We start from the raw sequence: 23,917 nt of genomic DNA on the forward strand, positions 1-23,917 counted from the left end.
CCGCTCAGTCATCGCTCAGCCCAATCCACCGATATGGAAGGTCTTCATTTCGAGGTATTCCTCGATGCCGACCTGCGCCCCTTCGCGCCCCACGCCGGATTGCTTGACGCCGCCGAAGGGGGCCACTTCCGTCGACACCATGCCGGTGTTGAGGCCGACCATGCCGGCCTCGAGCGCCTCGGCAACGCGCCACGACCGTTTGAGGTTCGCGGTGTAGAAATAGGCCGCAAGTCCAAAGGGCGTCGCATTGGCGATGGCAATCGCCTCCGCGTCGGTCTCGAAGCGGAACAGAGGCGCGACGGGACCGAAGGTTTCTTCGTGGGCCAGCACCATGTCGGTGGTTGCGTTGGTCAGAACGAGCGGAGCGGTAAACTGCGCCCCCTTGGGCAGCGCAACCGTCCGGGTCGCGATACGGCCGCCCTTGGACAGGGCGTCGGCGACATGGCGGTTGATCTTGCTGATCGCCGCCTCGTTGATCATCGGTCCAATCGCCACACCGGGCTCGAGGCCCGAGCCCACCTTCATGTCGTTGACACGGGCGACAAGCTTCTCTGCGAAGGCATCATAAACGCCGGCCTGGACCAGGATCCGGTTGGCGCAAACGCAGGTCTGGCCGCCATTGCGGAACTTTGACGCGATCGCCCCCTCAACCGCGAGATCGAGATCGGCGTCATCAAAGACGATGAAGGGCGCGTTGCCGCCAAGTTCGAGGCTGACGCGCTTGACGCTGTCGGCCGCGCCGCGCATCAGCAGCGAGCCGACCCGGGTCGAGCCCGTGAACGAGATCTTGCGCACCGTCTCGTTGGCCAAGATCTCGGCGCCGATCTCGGTCGGCATGCCCGTGACGACGTTGATCACGCCCGGCGGAATTCCGGCGCGCTCGGCCAGCACCGCAAGCGCCAGTGCCGAATAGGGCGTGAAATCCGACGGCTTGATCACGACGGTGCATCCTGCCGCGAGGGCGGGAGCGACCTTGCGCGTGATCATCGCGTTCGGAAAATTCCAGGGGGTGATGATTGCGCAGACGCCGACCGGCTCCTTGAGGACGACGATGCGCCGATCGGCCGTTGGTGAAGGGATTGTGGTGCCGCCGATCCGCCGGGCCTCCTCCGCGAACCATTTGACGAAGGAGGCGCCATACCGGATCTCACCCTTGGCCTCGTCCAGCGGCTTGCCCTGCTCGAGCGTCAGGATGCGCGCCAGGTCGTCCAAATGCGCAATCATGAGGCCATGCCAGGCTTCCAGAAGCGCAGCGCGCTCGGCATTGGTTTTGGCGCGCCAGGCGGGGTAGGCAATCGCGGCGGCGGCAATGGCGGCGCGGGTGTCGTTCCGTCCCATATCCGGTACGGTGCCGAGACTGGCCTGTGTCGCCGGGTCGATCACGTCGATCGTCGCGCCCGAGAGGGCGCCGCACCATTGGCCGCCGATCAGGCCCTGTTGCCGGAAGAGATCCTTGTCACTCAGCTTCTGCATTTGATGCTCCTTGTCGATCAGGAGAGACGGGAAAGTACGGCTGCGGTGATCGCCTCGGTGCGCTCCTTGCCAGGAACCGTACCGATGCCGTGGGACGTGGTGGCCTCGAGAGCCGCCATGACGCGTGCCGCTGCTTTGGTCTCGCCGAGATGCTCGAGCATCATGGCGCCGGACCAGATGGCCGCGATCGGATTGGCGGTGCCGAGATGGGCGATATCGGGTGCCGAGCCGTGGACGGGCTCGAACATCGACGGAGCCTTGCGCTCGGGATTGATGTTGGCGGAGGCGGCAAAGCCGAGCCCGCCCTGGATGGCGGCGCCGAGATCGGTCAGGATGTCGCCGAACAGGTTGGAGGCGACGACGACGTCGAGGCTCTCCGGCGCCATCACCATGCGGGCGGCGAGCGCATCGACGTGATAGCTCGTGCATTCGACATCGGGATAGTCGGCGGCCACGAGTCGCGTCACCTCGTCCCAGAACACCATCGAGTATTTCTGCGCATTCGACTTGGTGACCGAGGCAAGCTTCTTGCGCCGCTTGCACGCCTGCTCGAAGGCGAACCGCAGGATCCGTTCGACGCCGGCGCGCGTGAACACGGAGGTCTCGACCGCGATTTCGGCGGAGGTGCCCTGATGCACGCGGCCGCCGGCGCCTGAATATTCGCCTTCGGTGTTCTCGCGGATGCAGAGGATGTCGAATGCGGTCGTCTTCAGCGGACCGTTGACGCCGGGAAGCAGCCGATGCGGCCTGACATTCGCATACTGCGTGAACCCCTTGCGGATCGGCAGCAGCAGGCCATGCAGCGACACGGCGTCGGGCACTTCGGCCGGCCAGCCGACGGCGCCGAGCAGAATCGCGTCGAACCTTTCGAGCATCTTGATGCCGTCGGCAGGCATCATCGCGCCGGTCTCCTTGTAGTGCGCGCAGGACCACGGAAATGTCGTGCCGCTGAGCGCAAAGCCGGACTGCTTGGCAGTTGCTTCCAGCACGGTCCATGCGGCGTCGGTCACGTCGCGGCCGATGCCGTCGCCGGGGATGAGTGCGATTGCGTAAGTCTTCATGAGAGCCCTCCGATGTGGATGAGCACGCTCTTCGAGCGGCGGTTGGCGTGATAGGCTTCGCGGCCGAGATCCTTGCCGATGCCGGAGTGCTTGTAGCCTCCCGTCGGCAGGATGTGATCGCGCGAGCGGCCGTAGCGGTTGACCCAGACGGTGCCGGCAGGAAGAGCGCGCGTCATCCGCATGGCGCGCGAGACATCGCGAGTGAAGAGGCCGGCGGCAAGACCGTAGGTCGGGTGATCGGCAAGCGCCATGGCTTCGTCTTCAGTGGTGAATGTCTGAAGCGTCAGCACCGGCCCGAAGATCTCCTCGGTGATGGCGACAGAAGATCGATCCACCTTTGCAAGAAGAGTGGGCGCATAGAAATAGCCCTTGGCCTCGATCGGCTCGCCGCCGGTCAGACACTCGGCGCCCTCAGCGCGGGCTGCCTGCACGATCCTGTGGATCCGCGATCGTTGCTTTTCGGAGATGATCGGGGAGTAGGTCGTCGCAGTATCCCAGGTCGGACCGGCCTGGACGGCCTGCATGCGGACGATGATGGCGTCGACCAGCTGCTCGGCCACCGAGGCGTGAGCGATCAGCCGCGATCCGGCGACACAGGCCTGGCCGGCATTTGCGAGGATGCCGCCGGCAATCGCGGCGGCGGCTTGATCCAGATCGGCATCGGGCAAGACGATCTGCGGGCTCTTGCCGCCGAGCTCGAGCGTCATGGGTTTGATGCCGGTGCGGGCGATGTTCGCCATGATGGCAGCGCCCGCGCCGGTCGATCCGGTGAAGCTCACTTTCGCAATGTCGGGATGTCCGGTGATGGCAGCGCCGGTCGTCGGTCCATCGCCGAGTACGATGTTGATGAGCCCGGCAGGCAGGCCCGCCTTCACCGCCGATTGGGCGAGGAGGATGGAGGAGAACGGGGTCATTTCGGACGGCTTCAGCACGACCGCGTTGCCCGCGGCGAGGGGCGGTCCGAGCTTCCATCCCGCCATGTTCACCGGAAAATTCCAGGGTGTAATGGCGCCGACGACCCCGTAAGGCTCGGTCATGATCATGCCGAGGTGCGCGTCATCGGTGGGCACGAGGTCGCCGCCCTCCTTGTCGGCGAATTCGGCGAAGAAGCGGATCTGCTCGGCGGTGACCGCGATGTCTCCCGCGACGAGCTGACCGACCGGGCGGGTGGATGAAATCGCCTCGACCCTGGCGAGCGTCTCGGCTTCACTCTCGATGAGATCGGCCCAGCGCTTCAGGACGTTGGCTCGCTCGCGTGGACGCGCGCCGCCCCAATTGCTCGTCTTCAACGCCTTTCTGGCGGTTTGAGCGGCCTCGTCCACGGTCTCGGCGGAGGCGACCGGACATGCGGCGTAGTGCGCGCCGTCGGACGGCCGGTGCAGCGGAAGCAGACCGGGCGACTCCAGCAGCCGATCGCCGATGAAATGGCCGATCGGCAGCTGAATCTGATCGGGATCGAAGCTCTGGCTCATGACACCGTGACGTAGATCTTGCGAACGGTCTCGATCGTCTTCCACAGGCCCGTGAATCCGGGCTTCATGACGAAGCTGTCGCCGGCTCTGAACGTGATCGGGGCGCCGCCCTCCGGCGTGATTTCGATCGTGCCGGCGAGGATGTGACAGAACTCGAAGGTCTCTCCCTTGATCGAGCGCGTCTCGCCGGGCGTTGCTTCCCAGACGCCTGTGTGCACGAGTTCGCCCTTGGACTCGTCCTGCGCCCAGGTCTTGAAGTGGGGCGCGCCGGCAACGAGCCGCTCCGGCATCGGGCCGGATTCTTTCGGGGCGAAAGTCGGATTGGGGTCGATCCGTTTCAGCAGCAAGTTGGGCTCCTCTCAGTAACCACGGGTCGATCGACGAGCCCGACGAGGTCGAGGCCCGCTTCATACCGCTTGATGTTGTCGATGACCGCGCGAGCGGCGGTATCCGCCTGGGTCACGCCGGCAACATGCGGGGTCAGCAGCACCTTCGGGTGGGCCCACAAGGCATGATCGCCGGGCAGAGGCTCCGGTTCGGTCACGTCGATGACCGCGCCGGAGAGCTGACCCGCATCGAGAGCAGTGAGGAGCGCATCGGAATCGAGCTGCGCGCCGCGCCCTGCATGGACGAGGCTCGCGCCTTGAGGCAATTGCGCAAGGAGTTCGCGGTTCAGGATTCCGCGCGTGGCTTCGGTGAGGGGCAGCAGGCACACGAGGATGTCCGTTTCGCCGAGCATCTGGCCGAGACCTGCATCGCCGCTATATGTTGCAACGCCATCGATCGTCTTGCCCGACCGGCTCCAGCCGCTCAGGCGGAAGCCGAAGGGCCTCAGGCTTTCCAGCACGGCGCGGCCGAGCACGCCAAGTCCAAGGACCCCGATCCGCCGGTCGGCGGCCTGCTTCTGCGGCAGAGCCCGCCATTCGCGGCGTCGCTGCAAATCGAGGTAGGCGGGAAAGTTGCGGTGAAGCGCCAGCACGGCGAGAGTGACATATTCCTGCATCATCCGGGTGATGCCGTCTTCCACCATTCGTATCACCTTCACCTGCGGCGGGATCGCTGTCAGCCGAAGTTGATCGACGCCGGCGCCGACCGAAAACAGGATCTCGAGGTTACGGTATTGTTCCAGCGCCTCCGGGACGGACCAGGTGATGATGTAGCGTATGTCGACTGGAGAGACCGTGGCCGGACCGATGGCGAAGGGCAGGTGTGGGAGGTCGCGCGTGAAGGCCTCACGAAAAACAGCCCCGCGCTGTGCGTCGGAATTGAAGAGAAAGGTCATTGTCGAATTCGGACGCGCTGGGAATGGCGAGCTTGCCGGATTGAACCAAGCTATCGGAACCGCAATTTCGCCCGGTGCCGAATGTGGTTGCGATTTGGTGCAATGTTTTGTTGGGCGGCTGTTCCGGAACGCAATCTGCGGCGGAGCCCGGTATATGCTGGGCCTGGCCGAACTCGCATTGCACGTCGTACCGTGCCTCGCGAGATATACTTTCGGGCGCCGGGAGGAGTTGTGCGGCGTGGATGTCGATGACGTTCTCGAAGAGGATGGAATTCCTTACATCTTCATTCGGCCGAACGAGCACCGAACGCTAAAGAATCCTCAATCGATGCGCCGAGTGCCGCTCATAGGTGACGTTGTCCGGCTTGGGTTTCTTCAATATCACGCCCTCAAAAAGCTGGGACACAAGCTCTTATTTCCGAAGCTTCGAGCGGCCAGCGATCGGACACCACTTGGCGACACGTTTTACGGTGACTGGACCAAGGTACAGAGCGTCGCAGGCCCAACGCCGCCGAGCAGAAGAAGGTTTTCCATTCGTTTCGCAAGAGCGGAGGCGCCCGGCATCGTTCGTGTTGAATTGGGTCAACCGCCGGGTCGTTTTCTGTCACGTCCATCAGGCCGCGAGATGGAAGAACAGTCTTAACCTTTCATCCCGGGTCGTTGGCCATGTGCGCGACGGTCTGGAAGCAATCGCCGCATAGAAGTCGCTCGGAGCCATCAGCTCGGCATCGCGTGGCAGCACATCATCATTGAAGACCTCCTCGCTCATGCGCAGGGCGTTGGCTAGGTGGTCATCTTCGGCGAGATCGAGCTGGAAAGGGCGGTTTGTTTTAATTTGAGTGGCTTCTTTGCGAGAAGACATGATCGAAGGCTCCGGGAATTGAAACCGGCTACGCAGCAGTCCAGCCCCCATCCATCGAGAGGTTGGCGCCCGTCATCTGAGCGGCGTCGTCGCTGCACAGGAACAGCGCGAGGGAGGCAACCTGCTCGACCGTGACGAACTCCTTGGTCGGCTGGGCGGCGAGCAGGACATCGTTGATGACCTCATCCCTCCGCATGCGACGGGCTGCCATCGTGTTCGGAATTTGCTTCTCGACGAGCGGCGTCCAGACGTAACCGGGGCTGATGCAGTTGCACGTAATTTTCGAGCGGGCGAGCTCCAGCGCCACCGTCTTGGTGAGGCCCGCGATGCCGTGCTTCGCTGCGACATAGGCGGATTTGAATGGGGAGGCGACCATCGAATGGGCCGATGCCGTGTTGATGATGCGACCCCAACCGCGCTTCTTCATGCCTGGCACCACCGCGCGGATGGCATGGAAGGCGGCAGACAGATTGATGGCGATGACCGCATCCCATTTCTCGGCGGTAAAGTCCTCGATCGGCGAAACGTGCTGGATGCCGGCGTTGTTCACGAGAATGTCGACGCTGCCGAAGCTCGCCTCTCCGAGCGCGATGAGCGCGGCGATCTCGCTCGGCTTCGTCATATCCGCAGGCGAATAGATCGCCTCGACTGCGAAGTCGCGCTTGATCGCAGCGCGCGCCGTCTCGATATCGGCTGGGACGCCCATGCCATTGATCACCACGTTGGCACCGGCGCCGGCGAAGGCTCGCGCGCACGCGAGACCAATGCCGCTGGTCGAGCCGGTGACAACTGCCGTCTTACCGTTCAGAATTCCCATCTCGTACACTTTCCTTATAAATGCGAACAATTGTCGCCGCGCCGCTGATCGCGATGCGGATTTGAAGTCAAAAGACCAGAGCTCGCTCGCCGGCTCGAATCGAGCCGCGCGTCGGCTGTTGTAGATAGTCGTGCACCACCGTCCCGAGGCCGAGCGTGAGGTCGGCGAGGATGTGGACGGCGGAGATGATTTCGAGTACCGGCAGTTCGGCAACCGGCGCCAAGGCGTGCGGCGTCAGGGCCAGGGCTGCCGGTCCGGTCCATGCACCTTTCAGCACGATGTCCTCGAGACGATATTGAACGAGTTCGCAGATCCGTGGGTTGCCGTCCACGTGCGGGATAATCTTGAGCAGGAAGTTCGGCTCGTTAAGCGCAGCCTTGATCTTGGTCAGATCGGCCTCGCGGTGCTTGTAGCCCATCGTCCCCGTCGCGACGCGCAGCGGGCCGTAATCCAGTGTGCCGATCAGCGTATCGATCTCGGTTCTCAAGGTCGGCTGTGCAAGCTTCTTCGGAAAGCCCCATAGCTCGCGGCCGCCCGCAATAGGTCCCTCGTCATTGAGGAACATGCAGTGTGTGTAGCCTCCCTTGCGTCCGCGAAAGGAGACGGGAATGACCTGACCGCTTTCCGTGTAGTCGCCAAAGCCATTGGAATCGGGCATGCGGATGAACTCGTATTTGACGAGAGCCTCTCGTTCGTCGACCTCCAACGGCTCCGGCACCACGGCCCGCAGCTTGGCTGGATCGGTACGATAGGTGATGATCAGGTATTCGCGATCGACGAACCGATAGGGCCCGGGAGGATAGGCCGGGCTCGTCAGCGGCATGGCAAAGGCTCGTCGTTTCACGTCAGCCTCACGCATAAGCGTTCTCCTTGTCGTCAGGGTGACCGCTACTCGCGGCCGTCGTGTTCGAGATCGAAAGTGAAGACCCCGTCGGGGCTCGAAGGCCGGGTAAGCACCTCGGGATGGCGTAGGGTGCGCAATGCATCGTGGTAGCCGGCCTGCCAATGGTCTTGCATGGATAGCCGCGAGAACTCGTAGTCCTTGGAGTGGCCCTCGTGATTGCGCGCACGATAGATCAGATGGACGATGTTGTAGACGTTGCGGGAGACCGCCGTGCTGAGTAGCTTCACGTCCTCGTGCTGGCTGAGATCGTCGGGCAGCCGGCTGAGCAGATCGGTGAGTGCGCGCCGCAGGCGCTGCACATGCTTGAACTGGTCCGTGCTGGCGCGCGTGCGGCTCGAATACTGGATTTCCTTATGCCGCGTGACGACCTCAGCCATGTTGCGGGGAAGTTGACCGCGCGCACTCCAGAGGTCGACCTGAAATGCAAGCATGTCCTGCGGGGCATCCGATTCGATCACCCATTGCAGCGGCGTATTGGAGACGAGACCGCCGTCCCAATAGTGCTCGCCCTCAATCTCCACCGCGGGAAAGCCCGGCGGCAGCGCGCCGCTGGGCATGATGTGCTCCGGCCGGATCGTATGGGTCGTGTTGTCGAAATAGACGAAATTTCCGGTTCGGACGTTGACCGCGCCGGCGCTGAAGCGCGTCAACCCGGCATTGATACGATCGAAGTCGACCAGGCGCTCTAGCGTGATCTTGAGCGCGCGTGTGTCATAGATGCTGGTCGCATCGCTGGCTCCGCCAGGCTGCAGCCAGGGCAGGACGGGGCGGGCGGAGAAAAATCCTGTGGCGCCACAGGTGGCCGCCAGACCGGCGCTCATCTGGTTGATGAGGTTGCGCGTATTGTCGCTCCGCGTCCAGTCCAGGAAAGGATTGCCGGACCAATCCCAGGGCGCGGTCGAGGTCACCTGGGTCCAGAAATCGCGCAGGCGGTCGACACGAGACTCGGGCGGATTGCCGGCGATAATGGCGGCATTGATGGCTCCGATCGAAATGCCGGCGACCCAGTCGGGATGAATGCTGGCTTCGGCCAAAGCTTCGTACACGCCCGCCTGGTAGGCGCCGAGCGCACCGCCCCCTTGCAACAGCAGCGCGATGCAGTCGAAGGGAAGCTGCCGTTGTGCGGATGAGAGTTGTGATCGAGGCTGGAAGTTCATGGCGAGTGTGCTCTTTGATTGCTGATGAACATGTTCGTGTTAATCGCGGCTCGTGCCTTGCTTTCCGACGTTGGGCGGCTCGAGCAGCACTTCCTTCAGATGATCGCCGGCGGCGACGACGATCACGAAATTGAGCTTGCCGTCCTGTCGGATCAGTCCGCCGGCCAGCGCGCTGCCGGCCGCAGCCCTCTCGGCGACCTGCACCGCGTCCGACAATTCCTGCTTGATCCACTTCAGGGCAAGCATCTTGGCGAGGTCTTCCCGATCGAGCTCCTTCAGCGACGACGTCAGCTCCTTGCCGGTGACGTTTCCGGTGTTGGCATCGATGGCGTTTTCCCACACGTGTTCGTTTCGGATGGTACGGACGCGGTAGAGAGGTGCGTTGTCGACCTCGAAGCTGATGTCGGCGGTCTTCGAGCCGTCATGCAGGTGCTCCGCGATTGCCATGGCACGGCTGAGCGGGACGCGTATGGTGCGGAATTCAGAGAGCACGCGGCGGATAGCGACGTCCTCGGTCTCGCTTTGCGCGCTCGCGCTGCGGCTGTCCGTCTCGGTGGAATTTTGGACGTCCGCCACGGCGCCGGTGGCGGCGAGCGTGGCGGACCACATGATCAGGGCGAACAAATGCTGTCTGGACATCGGATCAGTCTCGGTCTGGCTGGTCGCCTGCAACGGGTGAGTGGGCGACGACGATCTCCTTGTCGGAGGGCGCGGGCAGCGACTGATTGGTATCGATTACCACGCGCTCCGGTGGCTTGACGTCGGAGTGGATGCGGATCGGAGGCCGCGCAGGATCCGGCTCGGAAAAGCGACCCGACAATTGCGCCGGCAGCGACCAGTTCGCCAGCCAAAGCAAGCAGACCAGCATTCCACCCACCGACAGGAAGTAGCCGCGCAACGGAAGGGCGCTATCGATCGGCTGCCTCGCGCGCATGAACATTGCGGATCGTCGGCTCATGGCGCCTCGCTCCCGGCAACGAAATGAATCCGTCTCATCATCAGATACTCCAGGGGCGCGGGTGCCGGCGGGCGAGCTCGGCGTCGAGATAGCCGCGCTCGTCGAGCCACTCCGCCGGACAATAGGCGCCAGCTTTCGGATGGATCATAAATCCGTCGCGCTCGAGCGCCGTCCGTGTTCCGGTGACGCCGGTCCACAGGGTCTCTCCGCTGGACGGATTCACTTCCATTACGTCAAAGACTTCGACGAAGTTCAGCATGTCAGGATACTCGTCGTCGCCTCACGCCGCCTGCGACAGGCGGTCGAATTCCTCAAGCGCAAAGCCTCTGCGGGCGAGCTCGGACTCGATCATGTCGAACACGCATTCGACCCGCGCGATCCAGACGTTGACCCAGTAGATGATGCAGTTACGGGCGATCAGCAGGGCGGGCGTCATGCGATCGTCCTCCGCTCCAGCCGGACTGGGCTGGGCCGGCGTTCGCTGAGCGCATGAGCCCAGGCCATCATCGCGATCGTGATCCCCAGCAGCAGGCTCAAGGCCACGAGGCACAGGGCGACGACGACATTCAGCGTTGCGACAGCGAGCCCGGATATCGGGTTTTCGCGCATCAAGGCGAACAGCAGGCTTGACATTCCGCGCCTCCTTAATAAAATACACCGTATAGTTCATATAAATCATGCGCCGTGACCGAAGTCAAGACGAAGGCCTCACAAGCGCGTGTGCGGATCGGGCGGTCAGCGTCCGCCAGCAAACCAGAGTTTCACGCAGAGAAAGGAACGGACATGACGAGATTGATGGCGGCGCTGTTCGCAGCGGTCGTGGTGGCGTTTGGCAGCACAGCTGCATCCGCGCAGGAAAACCAGGGCACAGCAGAGCAGAGGGCTGCGTGTACGCCCGACGCCTTTCGTCTGTGCAGTGCCTACATTCCCGATCCGTCGGGAGTCGAAGCCTGTTTGCGACAGCGCAAATCGGACCTGAGCAAAGCGTGCAAGGCGGTGTTCGAGCAGGCCAGCACCGGATCCGTGCGGAGCCGATAAGGCGCGACGTCGCGGCGGGCGCCACCTGCGCAGTTCCGTCCTGATGCCTCCGCACCGTGACCGGCGAAAGGAAAGATCGATGACCACGATGTATATCCCGGCCCTTGCCGCCTTCGGCGGCTCCGCGTTCGGAGCGGTCTCGACTATCATGAGTGGATGGTTCAGCCGCCGCCGAAAACTTCGAGAGCGTCATCACGCCCGCTCGTTCGAAAAGCGCGAACGATTGTACAAGAGCTTTATCGAGGAGGCTTCGCGGCTGTATGCCGACGCGCTCGTCAGCGACAGGGTGGAAATCCCGCAACTCGTCGGTCTCCATACGCTTGTCGGTCGCATGCGGATCCTATCCAGTGACGACGTCGTTCACGCCGCCGAGCGGACCGGTCGGCTGATCATCGAGACTTATCTGTCGCCAAACCGGTCGTTCGTCGACCTCCCGGACTTCATCGAGGAGATGGATCCCTTGCGCGATTTCGGCGAAGCCTGCCGCAGCGAGTTGCTTAACCTTCCGGCGCGGTGAGAACATGAAGCGAGAACATGCTCCTCACCTTGGAAGGCACGCAGATGTCCGGGACAGAATCGTCCAGGCCGCGGTCGAGCTTTATTGCGAGATCGGTCACAACAAGACCACTGTGGCGGATGTTGCGCGGCGCCTGTCGATGTCCTCAGCCAATATCTATCGCTTCTTTCCGTCAAAGCGCGCGATCGAGGAAGCCGTCGTTGAACGCCTCCTCGACGAAATGGTCGGCGCGGCAGCCGATGCGGCGCGCGGCGGTGGGCCGGCGCTGGGGCGCATCGCCGCAGTCCTCAAGGCGATGGCCGATTGCAATGAATCCCGGCCGGCGAAGCACCGAAGGCTCCAGGATCTGGTGGCCCTGGCCGTTCGTCAGAACTGGCCCGTCGTTCTCGTTTACAGCGATAGGATCAGAGGACTGGTGCGGCCGATGATCGGTGCCGGGCAAGCACGTGGTGAAGTGCAGGGCGGCAGCCCGATGGCGCTGACCTGCTGCCTGCTTGATGCCATGGACATCCATCTCAATCCCTCGCGAATGGGCGCTGCGACGCTGCGGCCGAGCTTCGAGGAGATGTCGAAATTTTGTATGGGCGCCCTGAGCCGCATGCCATCGCGGCAGCCGGTCGAGATGACATCGCAGGTGCATTTGAAGGCCGCCGGCTGACGCTGACGCCTCCAGCCCAATCGCCCAGGGGGGGCAGGCCGCGATGCGCCTATGACCAGTCCGTCTCGCACGCCGCCAGGAAAAAGCCCACGCGCTCGCGCACGAAGCCGGGAAGCTCCTTCTTCAGGTCCTTCGGTGTTTCGCCGACGAGCGACCGGAACAGCATCGGCAGCAGGATCAGGTCGAGGAAGATCTGGGCAGTGGCGCGGCTTCGTTTGGCGCTGAACGGCCCCCTTGCAGTGCGGGCAAGCTTTTGCGTGGCTTCGTCCAGCAGCTGCGACACCGCGTTCACGGAGCGATCGCGCGCAGCGTCGTGGACGTTGCGGCTCAGTTCGGGGAACCGCTGCGATTCCGCGATCGTCGCGCGCACCATGCCCAGTGACTCCTCGATAACCCTGTCGACGATGGCTGTGCCGAGGCTCATCAACTTGTCCTCGATGGTGCGGCCTTCAGGCGAGAAACCCTCGAAGTCAGTCAAGCCGTCGATGGTGCGGGCCACCACCGCCGCGAACAGCGCTTCCTTGCCAGGGAAGTGGGCATAGATCGTCGGCTTGCTCGCCGGCGCGAGCTCGGAAATGTCGTCGATGCTGGCGCTGCGAAAGCCCTTCTCCAGAAACAGCTGCTGGGCTGCATCGAGAATGCGCGCCTGCGCGTCGCCGGCCAGATCCTTGGGCGGTCTACCTCGCTTCGTCTTCTTCATTCTTGCCTCCGAGTTCACGAGTCTGTGCGTTTCGCTTTCCCGCTTGACACGGTCCGCCAAGAAAGGCAAGAAAAAGAAAATATACGGTATAGTTTATTAAGTGCCTGGCGGGGCCTGGCGAGAGCTCCGGACGAATCTGGACCGCAAAGGTGGGGTGTCCGGCCCCGATCGTTCGAGCCAAATGAGGAGAATGTCGTGACTCCGTTGAACCGAGAACCACCCGGCTTGCAGGAAGGCACGTTGCTGCGCGAGCTGCATCACAGGGTCACCAATGGCGTCGCCTTCGCCATCGACCTGGTCTCTGCCGCGGCCATCCGCGTCGAGGGGACAGAAGCCAAGGGCGCCCTCAGCGATGTCGTCGAGCTGCTGCATGGCTATGCCGACGTGCACCGAGCGCTGTCCATGCCCACGGGCGACACGCTGATCCACGCCGGGACCTACATTCGCAAACTGGGCTGTGGCATGCGCCGGGCGCTTCTGGACCGGATGAACATCCAACTGGCATTCGCGACGCAGTCTCTCGCGCTTCAGCCGGAGCGCTGCTGGCACCTTGGGCTGATCGTCCATGAACTCGTGATGCACGCGGCAAGGCACGCATATTTCGACGCGCGGTCCGGGCAAATCAGGATCAAGCTGACGCGCACGGGCGCGCTGGCGAACTGCGTGATCCTGGACAACGGCTCGCGTCCCGAGAGGGAGACTTCCGACCGCGAATTGCGAATTGCCAGGGATATCGCGCGGGCGCTCGGCGGCCGGATCGAGCAGGGTTTCGGCGCCGACTTCACCTCGATTGTCCTCTCGTTCCCGCTGACCGAGCGCGAACGGGGCGCAAACTGGTCGATCGCAACGCGCCAGATGAGGGCTCCGCGCCGCACGAGAGCCACCGCTTCAAACGAAGCGGCGCTCACGGCAAGCGCAGCGGCCAATCAACGCGGGCCCACCGCCGAGACCGGTCCCTTCGCGGGACTCCTGCGCCAGCAAGAACGCGAAATGGTCGTCCCCCGCCAATCCGCCGATGCGCTTGGCGGGCTGTTGTCACCCTCCCATCGTGTGGACGCGCCATGACAAATCAACCTTCCGACCCGGTTCGAACGCCACATGTGGGCAAGGCCTTCGCCACAGCGGCCGTGCTTGCGAGCATGGTGTTGTCCGGCTGCAACGATCACGCGGCGCAGACGACCACACGGGCGACGCTGGTCCGGACCACGGTCGTGCAGCCACGCGACCGGCAAGCCGCCATCACGTTGACTGGCGAGGTTCAGGCGCGCTTCCGCGCCGATCTTTCGTTCCGTGTGAGCGGACGTGTGATCGCTCGCACCGTGGACGTCGGTGCTCACGTCAACAAGGGCGCAGTCCTCGCCCGGCTCGATCCCGCCGAGCAACAGGCCGATGTCGACGCTGCGACCGCGGCAGTAGCCTCCGCCGAAGCCCAGCTGCGCGTGGCGAAGGCTACGTTCGAGCGGCAGAAGGCGCTGATAGCAAGCGGCTTCACCACCCGGACCGTTTATGACCAGGCCCAGGAGGGCCTGCGAACGGCGGAGGGCGTGCTGGAAGCTGCCCGGGCGCAGCTCGGCACCTCGCAGGATGCGCTCGGCTATACCGTGCTTCGCGCCGAAGCCGACGGCGTCGTGACCGCGCGAAATCTCGAGGTCGGCCAGGTCGTGCCGGCCGCGCAACCCGTGTTCTCGCTCGCGCAGGACGGAGAGCGTGATGCCGTCTTCGAGGTCTATGAATCCGCCTTCCTTGGCCAGACCGACAGCCGCCGCGTCACCCTGGCGCTGGTCTCCGATCCCGGCGTGACTGCAACGGGCGAGGTGGGAGAGATTTCACCTGTTATCGATGCGAAGAGCTCCACGATCCGCGTCAAGGTGTCCATCGAAAATCCGCCCGCCGCGATGACGCTGGGCAGCGCCGTCGCCGGAACGGTCAAGGCGAAGCCTCAGAGCGAGATCGCCCTGCCGTGGAGCGCACTGATGGCTGCGGGCAGGAAAGCCGCCGTCTGGACCGTCGATCCCAGGACGCAGACGGCCTCGCTGAAGCCGGTCACGGTCGGCGCCTATGAGGCCGGACAGGTACTGATCAAGGCAGGCCTCGAGCCCGGCGAGCGCGTCGTTGTCGAAGGCGGCAAGCTTTTGAGTGTCGGCCAGTCGGTCGCTGAGGAAGGAGGCCGGTCATGAAGCGACAGGTCATGATGATTGCCGGCACGCTCGCGGCGGCCTCGTTGCTGACAGGGTGCCAGCAGGAGGCGAACGCGCCGGAGCCGGTGCGCCCTGTGCTCTCACTGGTGGCCAAGCCGAACAGCGGTGACAGCACGATTGCCGTGGGCGTCGTCGAGCCGCGCTACAAGACCAACCTTGGCTTTCGCGTGCTCGGACGGCTGACTTCGCGTCCGGTCGACGTTGGCGACATCGTCAGCAAAGGCCAAATCATCGGCACGATCGATCCCACTGCACTCGATCTCTCCGTTCGCGCGGCCAAAGCCCAGCTTGCGAAGGCCGAGGCGCAGCTTGCGACGGCCAAGGCGACGGAGGCGCGGCAACGGACGCTGATCACCAGCGACGCGACCACGAAACAGACACTCGACAATGCCGAGCAGGCGCGCGCCGGTGCCGAAGCGAGCGTCGCGCAGGAGCAGGCGAGCCTGACCAAGGCAATCGAGCAACTCGGCTATGCCCAGATCAAGGCGGATTTCGGCGGCGTCGTCACCGCCGTTGGCGCGGAAGTGGGCCAGGTGGTTTCGCCCGGCCAAACCGTGGTGACGGTTGCGCGGCCGGACATTCGCGAGGCGGTCGTCGATATCGGGGAGGATCTGCCTGTGCCGCTCGAAGTTGGTCTGCCGTTCACCGTCAGCCTGCAGCTCCTTCCCGCTGTTCAGGTCGAGGGCAGGGTCCGTGAAGTCGCGCCGCAAGCGGACGCACTGACGCGGCTGCGACGTATCCGGATTGCGCTCGACAATCCGCCCGAGGGCTTCCGTCTCGGCGCGACCGTCACGGCAAAGCTCGGCAAGGACCAGGGCGAGGTCTTGCGCCTGCCCGCATCAGCGGTGCTCGCCAAGGACGGCGCCAATTTCGTCTGGGTGGTCGATCAAGCCGCCGGCACCGTCTCGCTGCAAAAGATCGATGGCGTCGCCGAACCGGCGGGCATCCGCGTCACCAGCGGGCTTGCCGCAGGCGCCCGCGTCGTCACCGCCGGAATTCACAGCCTCAAGCCCGGACAGCACGTCCGCATCGAACAGGATCAAGAGCCATGAAGTCGTTCAACCTCTCCGACTGGGCGCTCGGCCATCGCTCGCTCGTCTGGTATTTCATGATCGCCTTCATGGCGGCCGGCCTGTTTGCCTATCTTCAGCTGGGGCGACAGGAGGACCCTGACTTCACCATCAAGACCATGGTGATCGGGGCGCAGTGGCCGGGGGCTTCGCCCGAGGAGATGACGCGTCAGGTCACCGACCGGATCGAGAAGAAGCTCGAGGAGCTCGAATCGCTCGACTACACCAAGAGCGTGACGGTCGCGGGCCAGACCACCGTCTTCGTCTACTTGCGCGATTCAACCAAGGCGGCCGACGTCAAGCCGACCTGGCTGCGCGTCCGCAACATGATCGCTGACATCAAGGGCGATTTCCCGCAAGGCGTGATCGGACCCGGCTTCAACGATCGCTTCGGCGACGTCTTCGGCAACGTCTATGCCTTCACCAGCGACGGCCTCAGCCAGCGGCAGCTCCGCGATCAGGTCGAGGATATCAGGGCCAAGGTGCTCACGGTGCCCGATGTCGGCAAGGTCGATATTCTCGGCGCGCGGGACGAGGTCATCTACCTCGAATTCTCCACCCGCAAGGTCGCGGCCCTCGGCCTCGACGTTCACGCCATCATGAACTCGCTCCAGGGCCAGAACGCGGTGGCGCCCTCCGGCGTGTTCCAGGAAGGGCCGGAGCGGATCAGCGTTCGCGTCAACGGTCAGTTCACCTCGGAAGCCAGCCTGAAGGCGGTCAATCTGCGCATCAACGACCGCTTCTTCCCGCTGACCGATGTTGCGACCATCACGCGCGGCTACGCCGATCCGCCGTCGACCCTGTTCCGATACAACGGTCAGCCCGCCATCGCGCTCGCGATCGGCATGAAGTCCGGTGCCAATCTGCTCCAGTTCGGCGAGGCGCTGAAGAAGGAGATGAGCGGAATCATCGCCGACCTGCCGATCGGCGTTGGCGTCCACCTCGTTGCCGACCAGCCCGTCGTTGTCGAACATGCCGTTTCCGGCTTCACCGAAGCGCTGTTCGAGGCCGTGATCATAGTGCTCGGCATCAGCTTCCTGAGCCTCGGCATGCGGGCGGGCCTCGTGGTGGCCATTGCCATTCCGCTCGTGCTTGCGATCACCTTCGTCGTGATGGCCTATTGCGGCATCTCGCTGCAACGCATTTCGCTGGGAGCCCTGATCATCGCGCTCGGCCTCTTGGTCGACGATGCCATGATCGCGGTCGAAATGATGGTGGCGCGGCTGGAGATCGGCGACCCCCTCGAGAAGGCGGCGACCCACGTCTATACCTCAACGGCGTTCCCGATGCTGACGGGAACGCTGGTCACCGTGGCCGGCTTCATCCCGATCGGGCTCAACAGCAGCAATGCCGGCGAGTTCACCTTCACGCTGTTCGTGGTGATCGCGGTGTCGTTGATCGTCTCGTGGATCGTCGCCGTCTTGTTCACGCCGCTGCTCGGCGTCACCATTCTGCCCGCGAAGATGAAGGGACATTACGAGCAGAAGGGCCGCGTCGCGCAGATGTTCGCGCGCCTCCTGCTGTTCTGCATGCATCATCGCTGGAGCACCGTCGCCGTGACCGCCGGCGCCTTCCTGCTCGCCTTGTTCGGCTTGCAGTTCGTGCAGCAGCAGTTCTTCCCCTCCTCCGACCGTGCCGAGCTCGTGATCGACTGGAACCTGCCGCAGAATGCTTCGATCACCGAGACCAACACTCAGATGGCGCGCTTCGAGCGCGAGCAGCTGCAAGGCAACGATTCGGTCGAGCACTGGTCCACCTATGTCGGCACCGGCGCGCCGCGCTTCGTGCTGTCGTTCGACGTGCAGACCGCCAACACCTGGTTCGGCCAGCAAGTGATCGTGACCAAGGGCGGCATCGCCGCACGCGACAAGCTCAAGTCGCAGTTCGAGGATTACTTGCGGAAGACGTTCCCGGGCACCCACACCTACGTCAAGCTGCTCGAGGTCGGCCCTCCCGTCGGACGTCCGGTGCAATACCGCCTGAGCGGCCCCGACATCGCCAAAGTCCGTGACCTCTCGCAGAAGCTTGCCGCCGTCATCCGCAGCAGTCCTGATCTCGGCAACGTGGTGTTCGACTGGATGGAGCCGGCGCGCGTCGTCAAGGTCGATGTGCTCCAGGACAAGGCGCGCCAGCTCGGCGTGACCTCGGAAGACATCGCCACCACCCTGAACTCGGTGCTTCAGGGCTCGGCGATCACACAGGTGCGCGACAGCATTTATCTCGTCAACGTCACGGGACGTGCGACCGCGCCGGAGCGCGCCTCGATCGACACGTTGCGTGACCTGCAACTGACCGGGCTCGGCGGCAAATCGGTGCCGCTCGGGGCCGTCGCCAATCTGCGCTACGAGCTGGAGCAGCCCACGATCTGGCGCCGCGCCAGGATCCCGACGATCACCCTGAAGGCCGCCGTGGTCGGCAACGTTCAGCCCAAGACGGTGGTCGACCAGCTCGCGCCGAAGGTGGCGGAATTTGCCAAGCAGTTGCCCGCGGGCTACGCGATTAAGATCGGTGGCTCGGTGGAGGAGAGCGCCAAGAGCCAGGGGCCGATCATCGCGGTGGTACCGCTGATGCTGTTCGTCATGGCCACTGTGCTGATGGTGCAGCTGCAGAGCTTCTCGCGCCTGTTCCTGGTGTTCGCGGTCGCTCCCCTCGCGCTGATCGGCGTCGTCATGGCGATGCTGCCAAGCGGCGCGCCGCTGGGTTTCGTCGCCATTCTCGGCGTGCTGGCCCTGATCGGCATCCTGGTCCGCAACTCCGTGATCCTGATCGTGCAGATCGAGGATCTCAAAAAGGAGGGCAGACCCGCCTGGGATGCGGTGGTGGAAGCAACCGAGCATCGCATGCGGCCCATCCTGCTCACAGCCGCCGCCGCGAGCCTCGCGCTGATTCCGATCGCGCGCGAGATTTTCTGGGGCCCGATGGCCTATGCCATGATGGGCGGCATCATCGTCGGCACGCTGCTGACGCTGCTGTTCCTGCCGGCGCTGTATGTCGCCTGGTTCAGAATTCATCCTGATTGTAGCGATGGACACGCTGCGCAAGAGACCAGCGCTCCGGAGTCCGCATCGGTTGAACCGACGCCGGCGCACGACGTGCCGGAGCTCGCTCTCGAATCGCAGCATTAGCTGCGCTCCGGTTAGCTATGCGTCGGTTTCACAAATTATGGAAGGCAGACATGACCAAGATTATCGCATCAAGTTCCATCGCAGCGGCGGCGCTGGCTGCTGCAACGTTCTGGGGCACTGCAGAGCCAGCAATCGCAAACAACTATGAGTACTGTCGCGTGGACTACGCGTTGATGACGACGCGGATCTGCAGCTTCGATACCATGGAGCAGTGTCTTGCTACGATTTCCGGACGCGGTGGAAGCTGCACGCGCGATCCATTCTACGAGACCGAGTCTTTTGCGTACGCTCCGAAAAGCACCGGCCGTCGACACAAGCACAGGCAAGCCAGCAGAAGTTGATGGCTTCAAGCATGTGAATGACACGAATGGTCATGCCGAGATGCGTTGCTCCAGCAGTTACTTCAAAACTCACCTCTCGGACCCGAAGAGATCACGCGGCTTTCCACCGCTTATAAGCAGGCCCTCCGCACGATTGGCGTACAGGATCGAAACGATCCCCTCACCGAATTGATAGCCAGGAAGATCATTGAGATCGGGCAGACCGGCCTCAAGGACCCCGTCAAGATCTGCGTCCGAGCCATCGAGGAATTGCGCCTGTCCAACGGACAGCTTTGAGCCAGCAGGTCGTTTGTTCGTCCAGTAGAGCGCAACTTGGACCGAATGTCGGTATCGGTGGTTGCGCCTGCCCGCAACAAGTTGGCAAATAACCTCAGCAGTCCGAAGGACTTGCTGGGGTTATTTTTTTGCCGAATTCGTACAAACGTGTGCAATTTCGGTTAGTTTGGAGTGCGTACGTTGGCTTTTTCTGTGGCTCCGATGATGGATTGGACCGAGAGTTTTAAGTCTTTCAATCGGTTAGAAGGCCTTGTGTGAACGACGTGCATACCGGGAGATAAATCTGTAGCGTCCGACATCAATTGATTCAAGTGGGAGGAACGGTTCATCGCGCCGTAAGTGCGTAGCGCGAGAAGGTGCGCTCCCGAGAAAGGCACAAAGTGCTTGAGACCAGCACCGAGTGATCTTCGCCGGTGGTGGTGCGCCGTGCGATCTGCGCCGACCTGCAATCGGCTGCGCCCGGCTTGATCTGGATCAAGCCTCCGAAGCGAGCGGCCCCCCAGCTACTCTGCAGCGTACGTCCGTCGATCAGAGGGCAACGGCCTTGAAGACGCTTCGCCAGCTTCTGTCCGCAGAGGACATTGTCCAGTTTGTGATTCGGCTCGGCCTGCTCGGGCTGCTGATCCTGTGGACCTTCATCGTGATCCGCCCCTTCGTGCCGATCTTGTGCTGGAGCGCAGTGCTGGCAGTGGCGTTTCATCCCGTCTTCGCCTGGCTCGCCGGACGCCTCGGCGGCCGTCCCCGGACGGCCTCGGCCGTTCTCACCCTGGTCACGCTGGGCATTGTCATCGGTCCCGCCGCCTGGCTGGGCCTGAGTGCCGTTGAAGGGATTCGCGACCTTGCGGGCCAGATCGGCAGCGGCGATCTCGTACTTCAGGCGGCGCCGGAGCAGGTCAGGAATTGGCCGTTGATCGGTCCTCAGCTCTACGCGATCTGGAACGAGGCCTACACGAACATCCGCGCGGCGTTGCGCGAGGTGGCACCGTACTTGAAGCCGCTTGCCGGGATGATGTTGTCGTTTGCCGGTAACACCGGAATTGGCATGCTGCAATTCCTGCTCTCGGTGATCGTCGCGGGCTTTCTGCTTCCGCACGGCGCGCAGCTTGTTGCCGCGCTCCGCGGCTTCCTGTTGCGCATCGTGCCCGACCAAAGCGAGCAGTTCCTCGAGCTCGCCGGCGCCACCATACGCGCGGTCTCACAGGGCGTCATCGGTGTCGCCATCGTGCAGGCCCTGCTGGCGGGCATTGGTTTTAAGCTCGCTGGCATCGCAAGTGCGGGGCTGCTCGCCATCATCGTGCTCTTGCTATCGATCGTTCAGATCGGCGGGGCTATCGTTCTTCTTCCCGTGATTATCTGGATATGGATGGACAAGGACGTGACCGTAGCCCTGCTCCTGACCATTTATCTCGTCGTCGTTGGTCTTCTCGACAACATTCTGAAGCCGCTTCTCATGGGGCGAGGCTTGACCACGCCGACGCTCGTGATCCTGATCGGGGTCATTGGTGGCACGCTCGCGCATGGGATCATCGGCCTGTTCATTGGGCCGATTATCCTGTCGGTGGCTTGGGAACTTGCCACGGCATGGATGGGGATTGACCGCGCTGCGTCAGCGCGGGTTGATCAGGCGATGATTGTGGCAAAAGAAGGCGTCGAGGCACGGGTGACCTAGATCAACCGTCAACTGCGGCGATTGACGCGACATCACTGCCGTCCATGCGTGCCGCGTCGTCGATCATAAGGGGCTGAGGCCATCGAAATGAGGTTTGATTCACTCCGATGATGCTCCAATTCCTTGTCGGCACGTTGGTCAGCTTGATCAATACCGGGATCCACGCGCTTGTGACAGTGGTTGCAGTGGCCGTTGCCCGCAGTGCCGTCCCGCGCCATACCATTTGGCCGAGGCTGCACCTCATGAGCGTCATGATCGCGATTGCCGTCGTGTTGAAGTTCGCCCACATGCTCGAAATTCTGGTGTGGGCGGCGACCTATCTCGTCGTCGGGGTCGCTGCCGCCGACGGCGACGTGCTCTACTTTGCTTTCGTCAACTACACCACGCTTGGCTACGGCGATATCACGCCGGTGCGCGAATGGCGGCTGATCGGCCCGTTGACCGCCATGAATGGTGTGCTTCTGTTCGGCTGGTCCGCCGCCATTCTGTTCGAAGTCTTGCTCAAGACGCTCGAACATCTCGGGCTCGCGGAAACACCTGGCCCGCGTCTACCACGCAACTGATGCTGTCGCCTCCGTCAAGCGCGACCATGTGGATGGTGAAAAGCGGCCTTTCGCCGGTTCACGCCTGCAGATCGAGGCTGGCGAGCCGGTGTCGGTCGAGCAGCATGATCTGGCGTTGGGTGTTGCCGACAAAGCCGAGAACGCCGAGTTCATGGAGCCGCGACAGAGCGCGCGAGACGGTCTCCAGCGTCAGGCCGAGATAATCGGCAATGTCGCGCCGCGACATTGGAAGCGCCATGACGCCGGCGGCTGTCAGGCGCTTGTCCATTTCGATCAGGAATGCGGCGACGCGCTCCAGGGAGGTCTTGCGGCCGAGGAGCAGCATGTGGTCTTCCGCATGCTGGAGGTTGCTCGTGGTCATGCTGAGCAGGTTTCTGGCTACCATGGCATCGCTCTCGGCCACGGTTTCAAGGCTTTGTCGCTTGATCAGCCGCACCGTTGTGTCGACGATCGCTTCGGTCGTGAACCGGTGCTCGCAGCCGTTCTCAAGCCCGAAAATGTCACCAACGAGGTGAAATGCCCCGATCTGCCTGCGGCCATCCGACAGCAGCTTGTAACTTCGTACCGCGCCGGACTTGACCTGGTAAACATACTCGGCCGGCTCTTTCTCGCCGTAAATCTCAGATCCCTTGCGGTAGGAGAATTCGCTTAAATTGACCAGCGCATTTGAATGGCCGGTCATGCCGAGGTCGCGGAGGGTGTTGGGGCGCAGGGCGGAATCCGTTGTGATGCGAACAAACATAGGCCAACTCCTCAGCTTGTCGCCGAATTGGTCGGTCGGATGAAAATATCTCAGCCGGAAATGCGCCGCGCTATCCCACTCCCGCCACGGTTGATTTTCGATCAAGTTGGTAGTTCAATCCATTGTCCCAAGGTGCATTGTACCAAAGGACAGCACTGGCGATTGCTGCGCGGGATGAGAAGCTTGCCGCGATGAAAGGTGCGGCATATTGCGAAGCAGACTTTCCCATTTTCGAACGTGAAATGATTTTGAGAATGAGAGCGCCGTTCGAGCGCTGCCTATCAATAGTTCGGTAACAGGTAAAAGGTGCCAGGCCTCGTTCACGTTGTTGACGACGACAAGTCCTTTCGGACCGCGATTGAGCGCCGGCTGAAGCTCGCGGGATATGAGGTCGTGACCTATGCCTCGGCACTGGAACTCCTGGATTCGGCGCCGGATGACGAGCAGGCGGGTTGTATCCTGCTCGACGTCCGGATCCCGGGGCTGAGCGGTCCGGACCTGCAGGCCCGCTTGATCGCGTCCGGTTCGATGCTGCCCATCATCTTCCTGACGGGTCATGCCGACACGCCAACCACCGTCCGCGCGATCAAGGCGGGTGCGGAAGACTTCCTGACCAAACCGATTTCCTCCGAGCAGCTGCTCGACGCGATCGAGCGCGCGTTGGCCCGCCAGAAAATGGCCCGCGCCGAACGCAGCAGGCTTGATGCGTTTCGGGGTCATCTCGCCACGCTGACGCAGCGCGAGCGGCAGGTGTTTGATCTCATCGTGCGCGGCCGGATCAACAAGCAGATTGCACGTGAACTCGGAACCACCGAACGCACAGTGAAGGCGCACCGCCATCAAGTGATGGAGAAGATGCAGGTTCATTCGCTGGCGGAACTCGTTTCGATTGCAGAGCGACTCGGAATACTCGACCCGAACGACCAGTAGCCGCATCGTCACAGCGGTGCGGTTCCCGTTGTGACTGCCCCAAAGGATAATGCTGAGGCCATGTCCGCCCGGAAATGCGGAGCAATCGTATCCAGTATCCCACC

General features: G+C 63.0%; 29 protein-coding genes. 13 read left to right on the top strand and 16 right to left on the bottom strand.

The window, feature by feature from the left end; all coding sequences use genetic code 11:
- Positions 1–15: 15 nt before the first annotated feature.
- From P6U27_RS07970 to P6U27_RS07990, 5 genes are read right to left on the bottom strand one after another with little or no spacing between them, the layout of a single operon-like run.
- On the bottom strand, positions 16–1,473 hold the full coding sequence (locus tag P6U27_RS07970) for an NAD-dependent succinate-semialdehyde dehydrogenase (RefSeq protein WP_122401695.1): 1,458 nt from the start codon (positions 1,471–1,473) through the stop codon (positions 16–18).
- Between the two features lie 17 nt (positions 1,474–1,490).
- Complete coding sequence (locus P6U27_RS07975) at positions 1,491–2,534, bottom strand: tartrate dehydrogenase (protein ID WP_122401696.1); 1,044 nt, start codon at positions 2,532–2,534, stop codon at positions 1,491–1,493.
- On the bottom strand, positions 2,531–4,006 hold the full coding sequence (locus P6U27_RS07980) for an aldehyde dehydrogenase (RefSeq protein WP_122401697.1): 1,476 nt from the start codon (positions 4,004–4,006) through the stop codon (positions 2,531–2,533). The genes P6U27_RS07975 and P6U27_RS07980 overlap by 4 nt, the downstream gene beginning before the upstream one ends.
- The gene (locus P6U27_RS07985) at positions 4,003–4,296 is read right to left on the bottom strand and encodes a cupin domain-containing protein (protein WP_407194422.1); all 294 of its coding nucleotides are present in this window, start codon (positions 4,294–4,296) and stop codon (positions 4,003–4,005) included. Before P6U27_RS07985 ends, P6U27_RS07980 begins: the two co-directional genes overlap by 4 nt.
- Positions 4,297–4,343: 47 nt before the next feature.
- Positions 4,344–5,288: a glyoxylate/hydroxypyruvate reductase A gene (locus P6U27_RS07990; protein ID WP_129144689.1), complete on the bottom strand. Its 945-nt coding sequence runs from the start codon at positions 5,286–5,288 to the stop codon at positions 4,344–4,346.
- Positions 5,289–5,526: 238 nt separating this feature from the next.
- Here P6U27_RS07990 and P6U27_RS07995 point away from each other — a divergent pair, with 238 nt between their 5' ends.
- Positions 5,527–5,931, top strand: coding sequence for a hypothetical protein (locus P6U27_RS07995; RefSeq protein ID WP_209295684.1), 405 nt, complete (start codon positions 5,527–5,529; stop codon positions 5,929–5,931).
- Here the strand turns inward: P6U27_RS07995 and P6U27_RS08000 are convergent.
- The 9 genes from P6U27_RS08000 to P6U27_RS08040 form a co-directional block, all read right to left on the bottom strand.
- A complete protein-coding gene (locus P6U27_RS08000) occupies positions 5,902–6,150 on the bottom strand; it encodes a hypothetical protein (protein ID WP_129144687.1) in 249 nt (82 codons plus the stop codon). The two genes, P6U27_RS07995 and P6U27_RS08000, sit on opposite strands and share 30 nt — an antisense overlap.
- Positions 6,151–6,178: 28 nt before the next feature.
- Positions 6,179–6,967: a 3-hydroxybutyrate dehydrogenase gene (locus tag P6U27_RS08005; protein WP_122401701.1), complete on the bottom strand. Its 789-nt coding sequence runs from the start codon at positions 6,965–6,967 to the stop codon at positions 6,179–6,181.
- Between the two features lie 67 nt (positions 6,968–7,034).
- Entirely contained in the window at positions 7,035–7,826 is a 792-nt protein-coding gene (locus P6U27_RS08010; protein WP_122401702.1) for an acetoacetate decarboxylase, read from the bottom strand.
- A 29-nt stretch (positions 7,827–7,855) separates the two neighbouring features.
- Positions 7,856–9,028: a DUF3734 domain-containing protein gene (locus P6U27_RS08015; RefSeq protein ID WP_407193839.1), complete on the bottom strand. Its 1,173-nt coding sequence runs from the start codon at positions 9,026–9,028 to the stop codon at positions 7,856–7,858.
- Positions 9,029–9,067: 39 nt separating this feature from the next.
- Positions 9,068–9,667, bottom strand: coding sequence for a PepSY domain-containing protein (locus P6U27_RS08020; RefSeq protein ID WP_122406475.1), 600 nt, complete (start codon positions 9,665–9,667; stop codon positions 9,068–9,070).
- Positions 9,668–9,671: 4 nt separating this feature from the next.
- The gene (locus tag P6U27_RS08025; protein ID WP_129144686.1) at positions 9,672–9,986 is read right to left on the bottom strand and encodes a hypothetical protein; all 315 of its coding nucleotides are present in this window, start codon (positions 9,984–9,986) and stop codon (positions 9,672–9,674) included.
- Between the two features lie 40 nt (positions 9,987–10,026).
- A complete protein-coding gene (locus tag P6U27_RS08030) occupies positions 10,027–10,245 on the bottom strand; it encodes a hypothetical protein (RefSeq protein ID WP_129144685.1) in 219 nt (72 codons plus the stop codon).
- A gap of 21 nt (positions 10,246–10,266) precedes the next feature.
- Entirely contained in the window at positions 10,267–10,422 is a 156-nt protein-coding gene (locus P6U27_RS08035) for a hypothetical protein (protein WP_164937056.1), read from the bottom strand.
- On the bottom strand, positions 10,419–10,619 hold the full coding sequence (locus P6U27_RS08040; RefSeq protein WP_122401706.1) for a hypothetical protein: 201 nt from the start codon (positions 10,617–10,619) through the stop codon (positions 10,419–10,421). Before P6U27_RS08040 ends, P6U27_RS08035 begins: the two co-directional genes overlap by 4 nt.
- A 150-nt stretch (positions 10,620–10,769) precedes the next feature.
- Between P6U27_RS08040 and P6U27_RS08045 the strand changes: the two genes are divergently transcribed.
- The 3 genes from P6U27_RS08045 (at position 10,770) to P6U27_RS08055 (ending at position 12,199) form a co-directional block, all read left to right on the top strand.
- Complete coding sequence (locus tag P6U27_RS08045) at positions 10,770–11,024, top strand: hypothetical protein (protein WP_122406476.1); 255 nt, start codon at positions 10,770–10,772, stop codon at positions 11,022–11,024.
- A gap of 79 nt (positions 11,025–11,103) precedes the next feature.
- The gene (locus P6U27_RS08050) at positions 11,104–11,541 is read left to right on the top strand and encodes a hypothetical protein (RefSeq protein WP_122401707.1); all 438 of its coding nucleotides are present in this window, start codon (positions 11,104–11,106) and stop codon (positions 11,539–11,541) included.
- 4 nt (positions 11,542–11,545) lie between these two features.
- Positions 11,546–12,199: a TetR/AcrR family transcriptional regulator gene (locus tag P6U27_RS08055; protein ID WP_122401708.1), complete on the top strand. Its 654-nt coding sequence runs from the start codon at positions 11,546–11,548 to the stop codon at positions 12,197–12,199.
- Between the two features lie 49 nt (positions 12,200–12,248).
- Here the strand turns inward: P6U27_RS08055 and P6U27_RS08060 are convergent, their stop codons facing one another.
- Positions 12,249–12,899 (bottom strand): TetR/AcrR family transcriptional regulator, encoded by a 651-nt coding sequence (locus P6U27_RS08060; RefSeq protein ID WP_122401709.1) that lies wholly within the window; start codon positions 12,897–12,899, stop codon positions 12,249–12,251.
- Positions 12,900–13,094: 195 nt separating this feature from the next.
- On the opposite strand from P6U27_RS08060, the gene P6U27_RS08065 reads away from it, so the two are divergent.
- From P6U27_RS08065 to P6U27_RS08100, 8 genes are all read left to right on the top strand, one after another.
- Positions 13,095–13,964, top strand: coding sequence for a sensor histidine kinase (locus P6U27_RS08065; protein ID WP_244607923.1), 870 nt, complete (start codon positions 13,095–13,097; stop codon positions 13,962–13,964).
- Positions 13,961–15,076 carry an efflux RND transporter periplasmic adaptor subunit gene (locus P6U27_RS08070; RefSeq protein ID WP_122401711.1) on the top strand — a complete coding sequence of 372 codons (1,116 nt, stop codon included), beginning with the start codon at positions 13,961–13,963 and terminating at the stop codon, positions 15,074–15,076. Before P6U27_RS08065 ends, P6U27_RS08070 begins: the two co-directional genes overlap by 4 nt.
- Positions 15,073–16,149, top strand: coding sequence for an efflux RND transporter periplasmic adaptor subunit (locus tag P6U27_RS08075; RefSeq protein ID WP_129144682.1), 1,077 nt, complete (start codon positions 15,073–15,075; stop codon positions 16,147–16,149). Before P6U27_RS08070 ends, P6U27_RS08075 begins: the two co-directional genes overlap by 4 nt.
- The gene (locus tag P6U27_RS08080) at positions 16,146–19,292 is read left to right on the top strand and encodes an efflux RND transporter permease subunit (protein ID WP_407193840.1); all 3,147 of its coding nucleotides are present in this window, start codon (positions 16,146–16,148) and stop codon (positions 19,290–19,292) included. The genes P6U27_RS08075 and P6U27_RS08080 overlap by 4 nt, the downstream gene beginning before the upstream one ends.
- A 50-nt stretch (positions 19,293–19,342) precedes the next feature.
- Positions 19,343–19,633, top strand: a complete 291-nt coding sequence (locus P6U27_RS08085) for a DUF3551 domain-containing protein (RefSeq protein WP_122406477.1) — start codon at positions 19,343–19,345, stop codon at positions 19,631–19,633.
- 45 nt (positions 19,634–19,678) lie between these two features.
- On the top strand, positions 19,679–19,909 hold the full coding sequence (locus tag P6U27_RS08090; protein ID WP_122401714.1) for a hypothetical protein: 231 nt from the start codon (positions 19,679–19,681) through the stop codon (positions 19,907–19,909).
- Between the two features lie 544 nt (positions 19,910–20,453).
- Positions 20,454–21,578, top strand: coding sequence for an AI-2E family transporter (locus P6U27_RS08095; protein WP_122401715.1), 1,125 nt, complete (start codon positions 20,454–20,456; stop codon positions 21,576–21,578).
- A 242-nt stretch (positions 21,579–21,820) separates the two neighbouring features.
- Positions 21,821–22,141 (top strand): potassium channel family protein, encoded by a 321-nt coding sequence (locus P6U27_RS08100; protein ID WP_312016196.1) that lies wholly within the window; start codon positions 21,821–21,823, stop codon positions 22,139–22,141.
- 58 nt (positions 22,142–22,199) lie between these two features.
- Here P6U27_RS08100 and P6U27_RS08105 read toward each other — a convergent pair whose 3' ends face one another.
- Positions 22,200–22,883, bottom strand: coding sequence for a helix-turn-helix domain-containing protein (locus P6U27_RS08105; RefSeq protein ID WP_122406478.1), 684 nt, complete (start codon positions 22,881–22,883; stop codon positions 22,200–22,202).
- A 306-nt stretch (positions 22,884–23,189) separates the two neighbouring features.
- On the opposite strand from P6U27_RS08105, the gene P6U27_RS08110 reads away from it, so the two are divergent.
- On the top strand, positions 23,190–23,813 hold the full coding sequence (locus P6U27_RS08110; protein ID WP_129144679.1) for a response regulator transcription factor: 624 nt from the start codon (positions 23,190–23,192) through the stop codon (positions 23,811–23,813).
- Positions 23,814–23,917: the final 104 nt, after the last annotated feature.

It is taken from the genome of Bradyrhizobium sp. STM 3566, assembly GCF_045571445.1.
Taxonomy (GTDB): domain Bacteria; phylum Pseudomonadota; class Alphaproteobacteria; order Rhizobiales; family Xanthobacteraceae; genus Bradyrhizobium; species Bradyrhizobium vignae.

What these genes read in the sequence shown, in the direction of transcription:
- P6U27_RS07970 (WP_122401695.1), bottom strand. Translation starts at nt 1,473, where the DNA reads ATGCAGAAGCTGAGTGACAAGGATCTCTTCCGGCAACAGGGCCTGATC.
- P6U27_RS07975 (WP_122401696.1), bottom strand. Translation starts at nt 2,534, where the DNA reads ATGAAGACTTACGCAATCGCACTCATCCCCGGCGACGGCATCGGCCGC.
- P6U27_RS07980 (WP_122401697.1), bottom strand. Translation starts at nt 4,006, where the DNA reads ATGAGCCAGAGCTTCGATCCCGATCAGATTCAGCTGCCGATCGGCCAT.
- P6U27_RS07985 (WP_407194422.1), bottom strand. Translation starts at nt 4,296, where the DNA reads ATGCCGGAGCGGCTCGTTGCCGGCGCGCCCCACTTCAAGACCTGGGCG.
- P6U27_RS07990 (WP_129144689.1), bottom strand. Translation starts at nt 5,288, where the DNA reads ATGACCTTTCTCTTCAATTCCGACGCACAGCGCGGGGCTGTTTTTCGT.
- P6U27_RS08000 (WP_129144687.1), bottom strand. Translation starts at nt 6,150, where the DNA reads ATGTCTTCTCGCAAAGAAGCCACTCAAATTAAAACAAACCGCCCTTTC.
- P6U27_RS08005 (WP_122401701.1), bottom strand. Translation starts at nt 6,967, where the DNA reads ATGGGAATTCTGAACGGTAAGACGGCAGTTGTCACCGGCTCGACCAGC.
- P6U27_RS08010 (WP_122401702.1), bottom strand. Translation starts at nt 7,826, where the DNA reads ATGCGTGAGGCTGACGTGAAACGACGAGCCTTTGCCATGCCGCTGACG.
- P6U27_RS08015 (WP_407193839.1), bottom strand. Translation starts at nt 9,028, where the DNA reads ATGAACTTCCAGCCTCGATCACAACTCTCATCCGCACAACGGCAGCTT.
- P6U27_RS08020 (WP_122406475.1), bottom strand. Translation starts at nt 9,667, where the DNA reads ATGTCCAGACAGCATTTGTTCGCCCTGATCATGTGGTCCGCCACGCTC.
- P6U27_RS08025 (WP_129144686.1), bottom strand. Translation starts at nt 9,986, where the DNA reads ATGAGCCGACGATCCGCAATGTTCATGCGCGCGAGGCAGCCGATCGAT.
- P6U27_RS08030 (WP_129144685.1), bottom strand. Translation starts at nt 10,245, where the DNA reads ATGCTGAACTTCGTCGAAGTCTTTGACGTAATGGAAGTGAATCCGTCC.
- P6U27_RS08035 (WP_164937056.1), bottom strand. Translation starts at nt 10,422, where the DNA reads ATGACGCCCGCCCTGCTGATCGCCCGTAACTGCATCATCTACTGGGTC.
- P6U27_RS08040 (WP_122401706.1), bottom strand. Translation starts at nt 10,619, where the DNA reads ATGTCAAGCCTGCTGTTCGCCTTGATGCGCGAAAACCCGATATCCGGG.
- P6U27_RS08045 (WP_122406476.1), top strand. Translation starts at nt 10,770, where the DNA reads ATGACGAGATTGATGGCGGCGCTGTTCGCAGCGGTCGTGGTGGCGTTT.
- P6U27_RS08050 (WP_122401707.1), top strand. Translation starts at nt 11,104, where the DNA reads ATGACCACGATGTATATCCCGGCCCTTGCCGCCTTCGGCGGCTCCGCG.
- P6U27_RS08055 (WP_122401708.1), top strand. Translation starts at nt 11,546, where the DNA reads ATGAAGCGAGAACATGCTCCTCACCTTGGAAGGCACGCAGATGTCCGG.
- P6U27_RS08060 (WP_122401709.1), bottom strand. Translation starts at nt 12,899, where the DNA reads ATGAAGAAGACGAAGCGAGGTAGACCGCCCAAGGATCTGGCCGGCGAC.
- P6U27_RS08070 (WP_122401711.1), top strand. Translation starts at nt 13,961, where the DNA reads ATGACAAATCAACCTTCCGACCCGGTTCGAACGCCACATGTGGGCAAG.
- P6U27_RS08075 (WP_129144682.1), top strand. Translation starts at nt 15,073, where the DNA reads ATGAAGCGACAGGTCATGATGATTGCCGGCACGCTCGCGGCGGCCTCG.
- P6U27_RS08080 (WP_407193840.1), top strand. Translation starts at nt 16,146, where the DNA reads ATGAAGTCGTTCAACCTCTCCGACTGGGCGCTCGGCCATCGCTCGCTC.
- P6U27_RS08085 (WP_122406477.1), top strand. Translation starts at nt 19,343, where the DNA reads ATGACCAAGATTATCGCATCAAGTTCCATCGCAGCGGCGGCGCTGGCT.
- P6U27_RS08100 (WP_312016196.1), top strand. Translation starts at nt 21,821, where the DNA reads ATGAGCGTCATGATCGCGATTGCCGTCGTGTTGAAGTTCGCCCACATG.
- P6U27_RS08105 (WP_122406478.1), bottom strand. Translation starts at nt 22,883, where the DNA reads ATGTTTGTTCGCATCACAACGGATTCCGCCCTGCGCCCCAACACCCTC.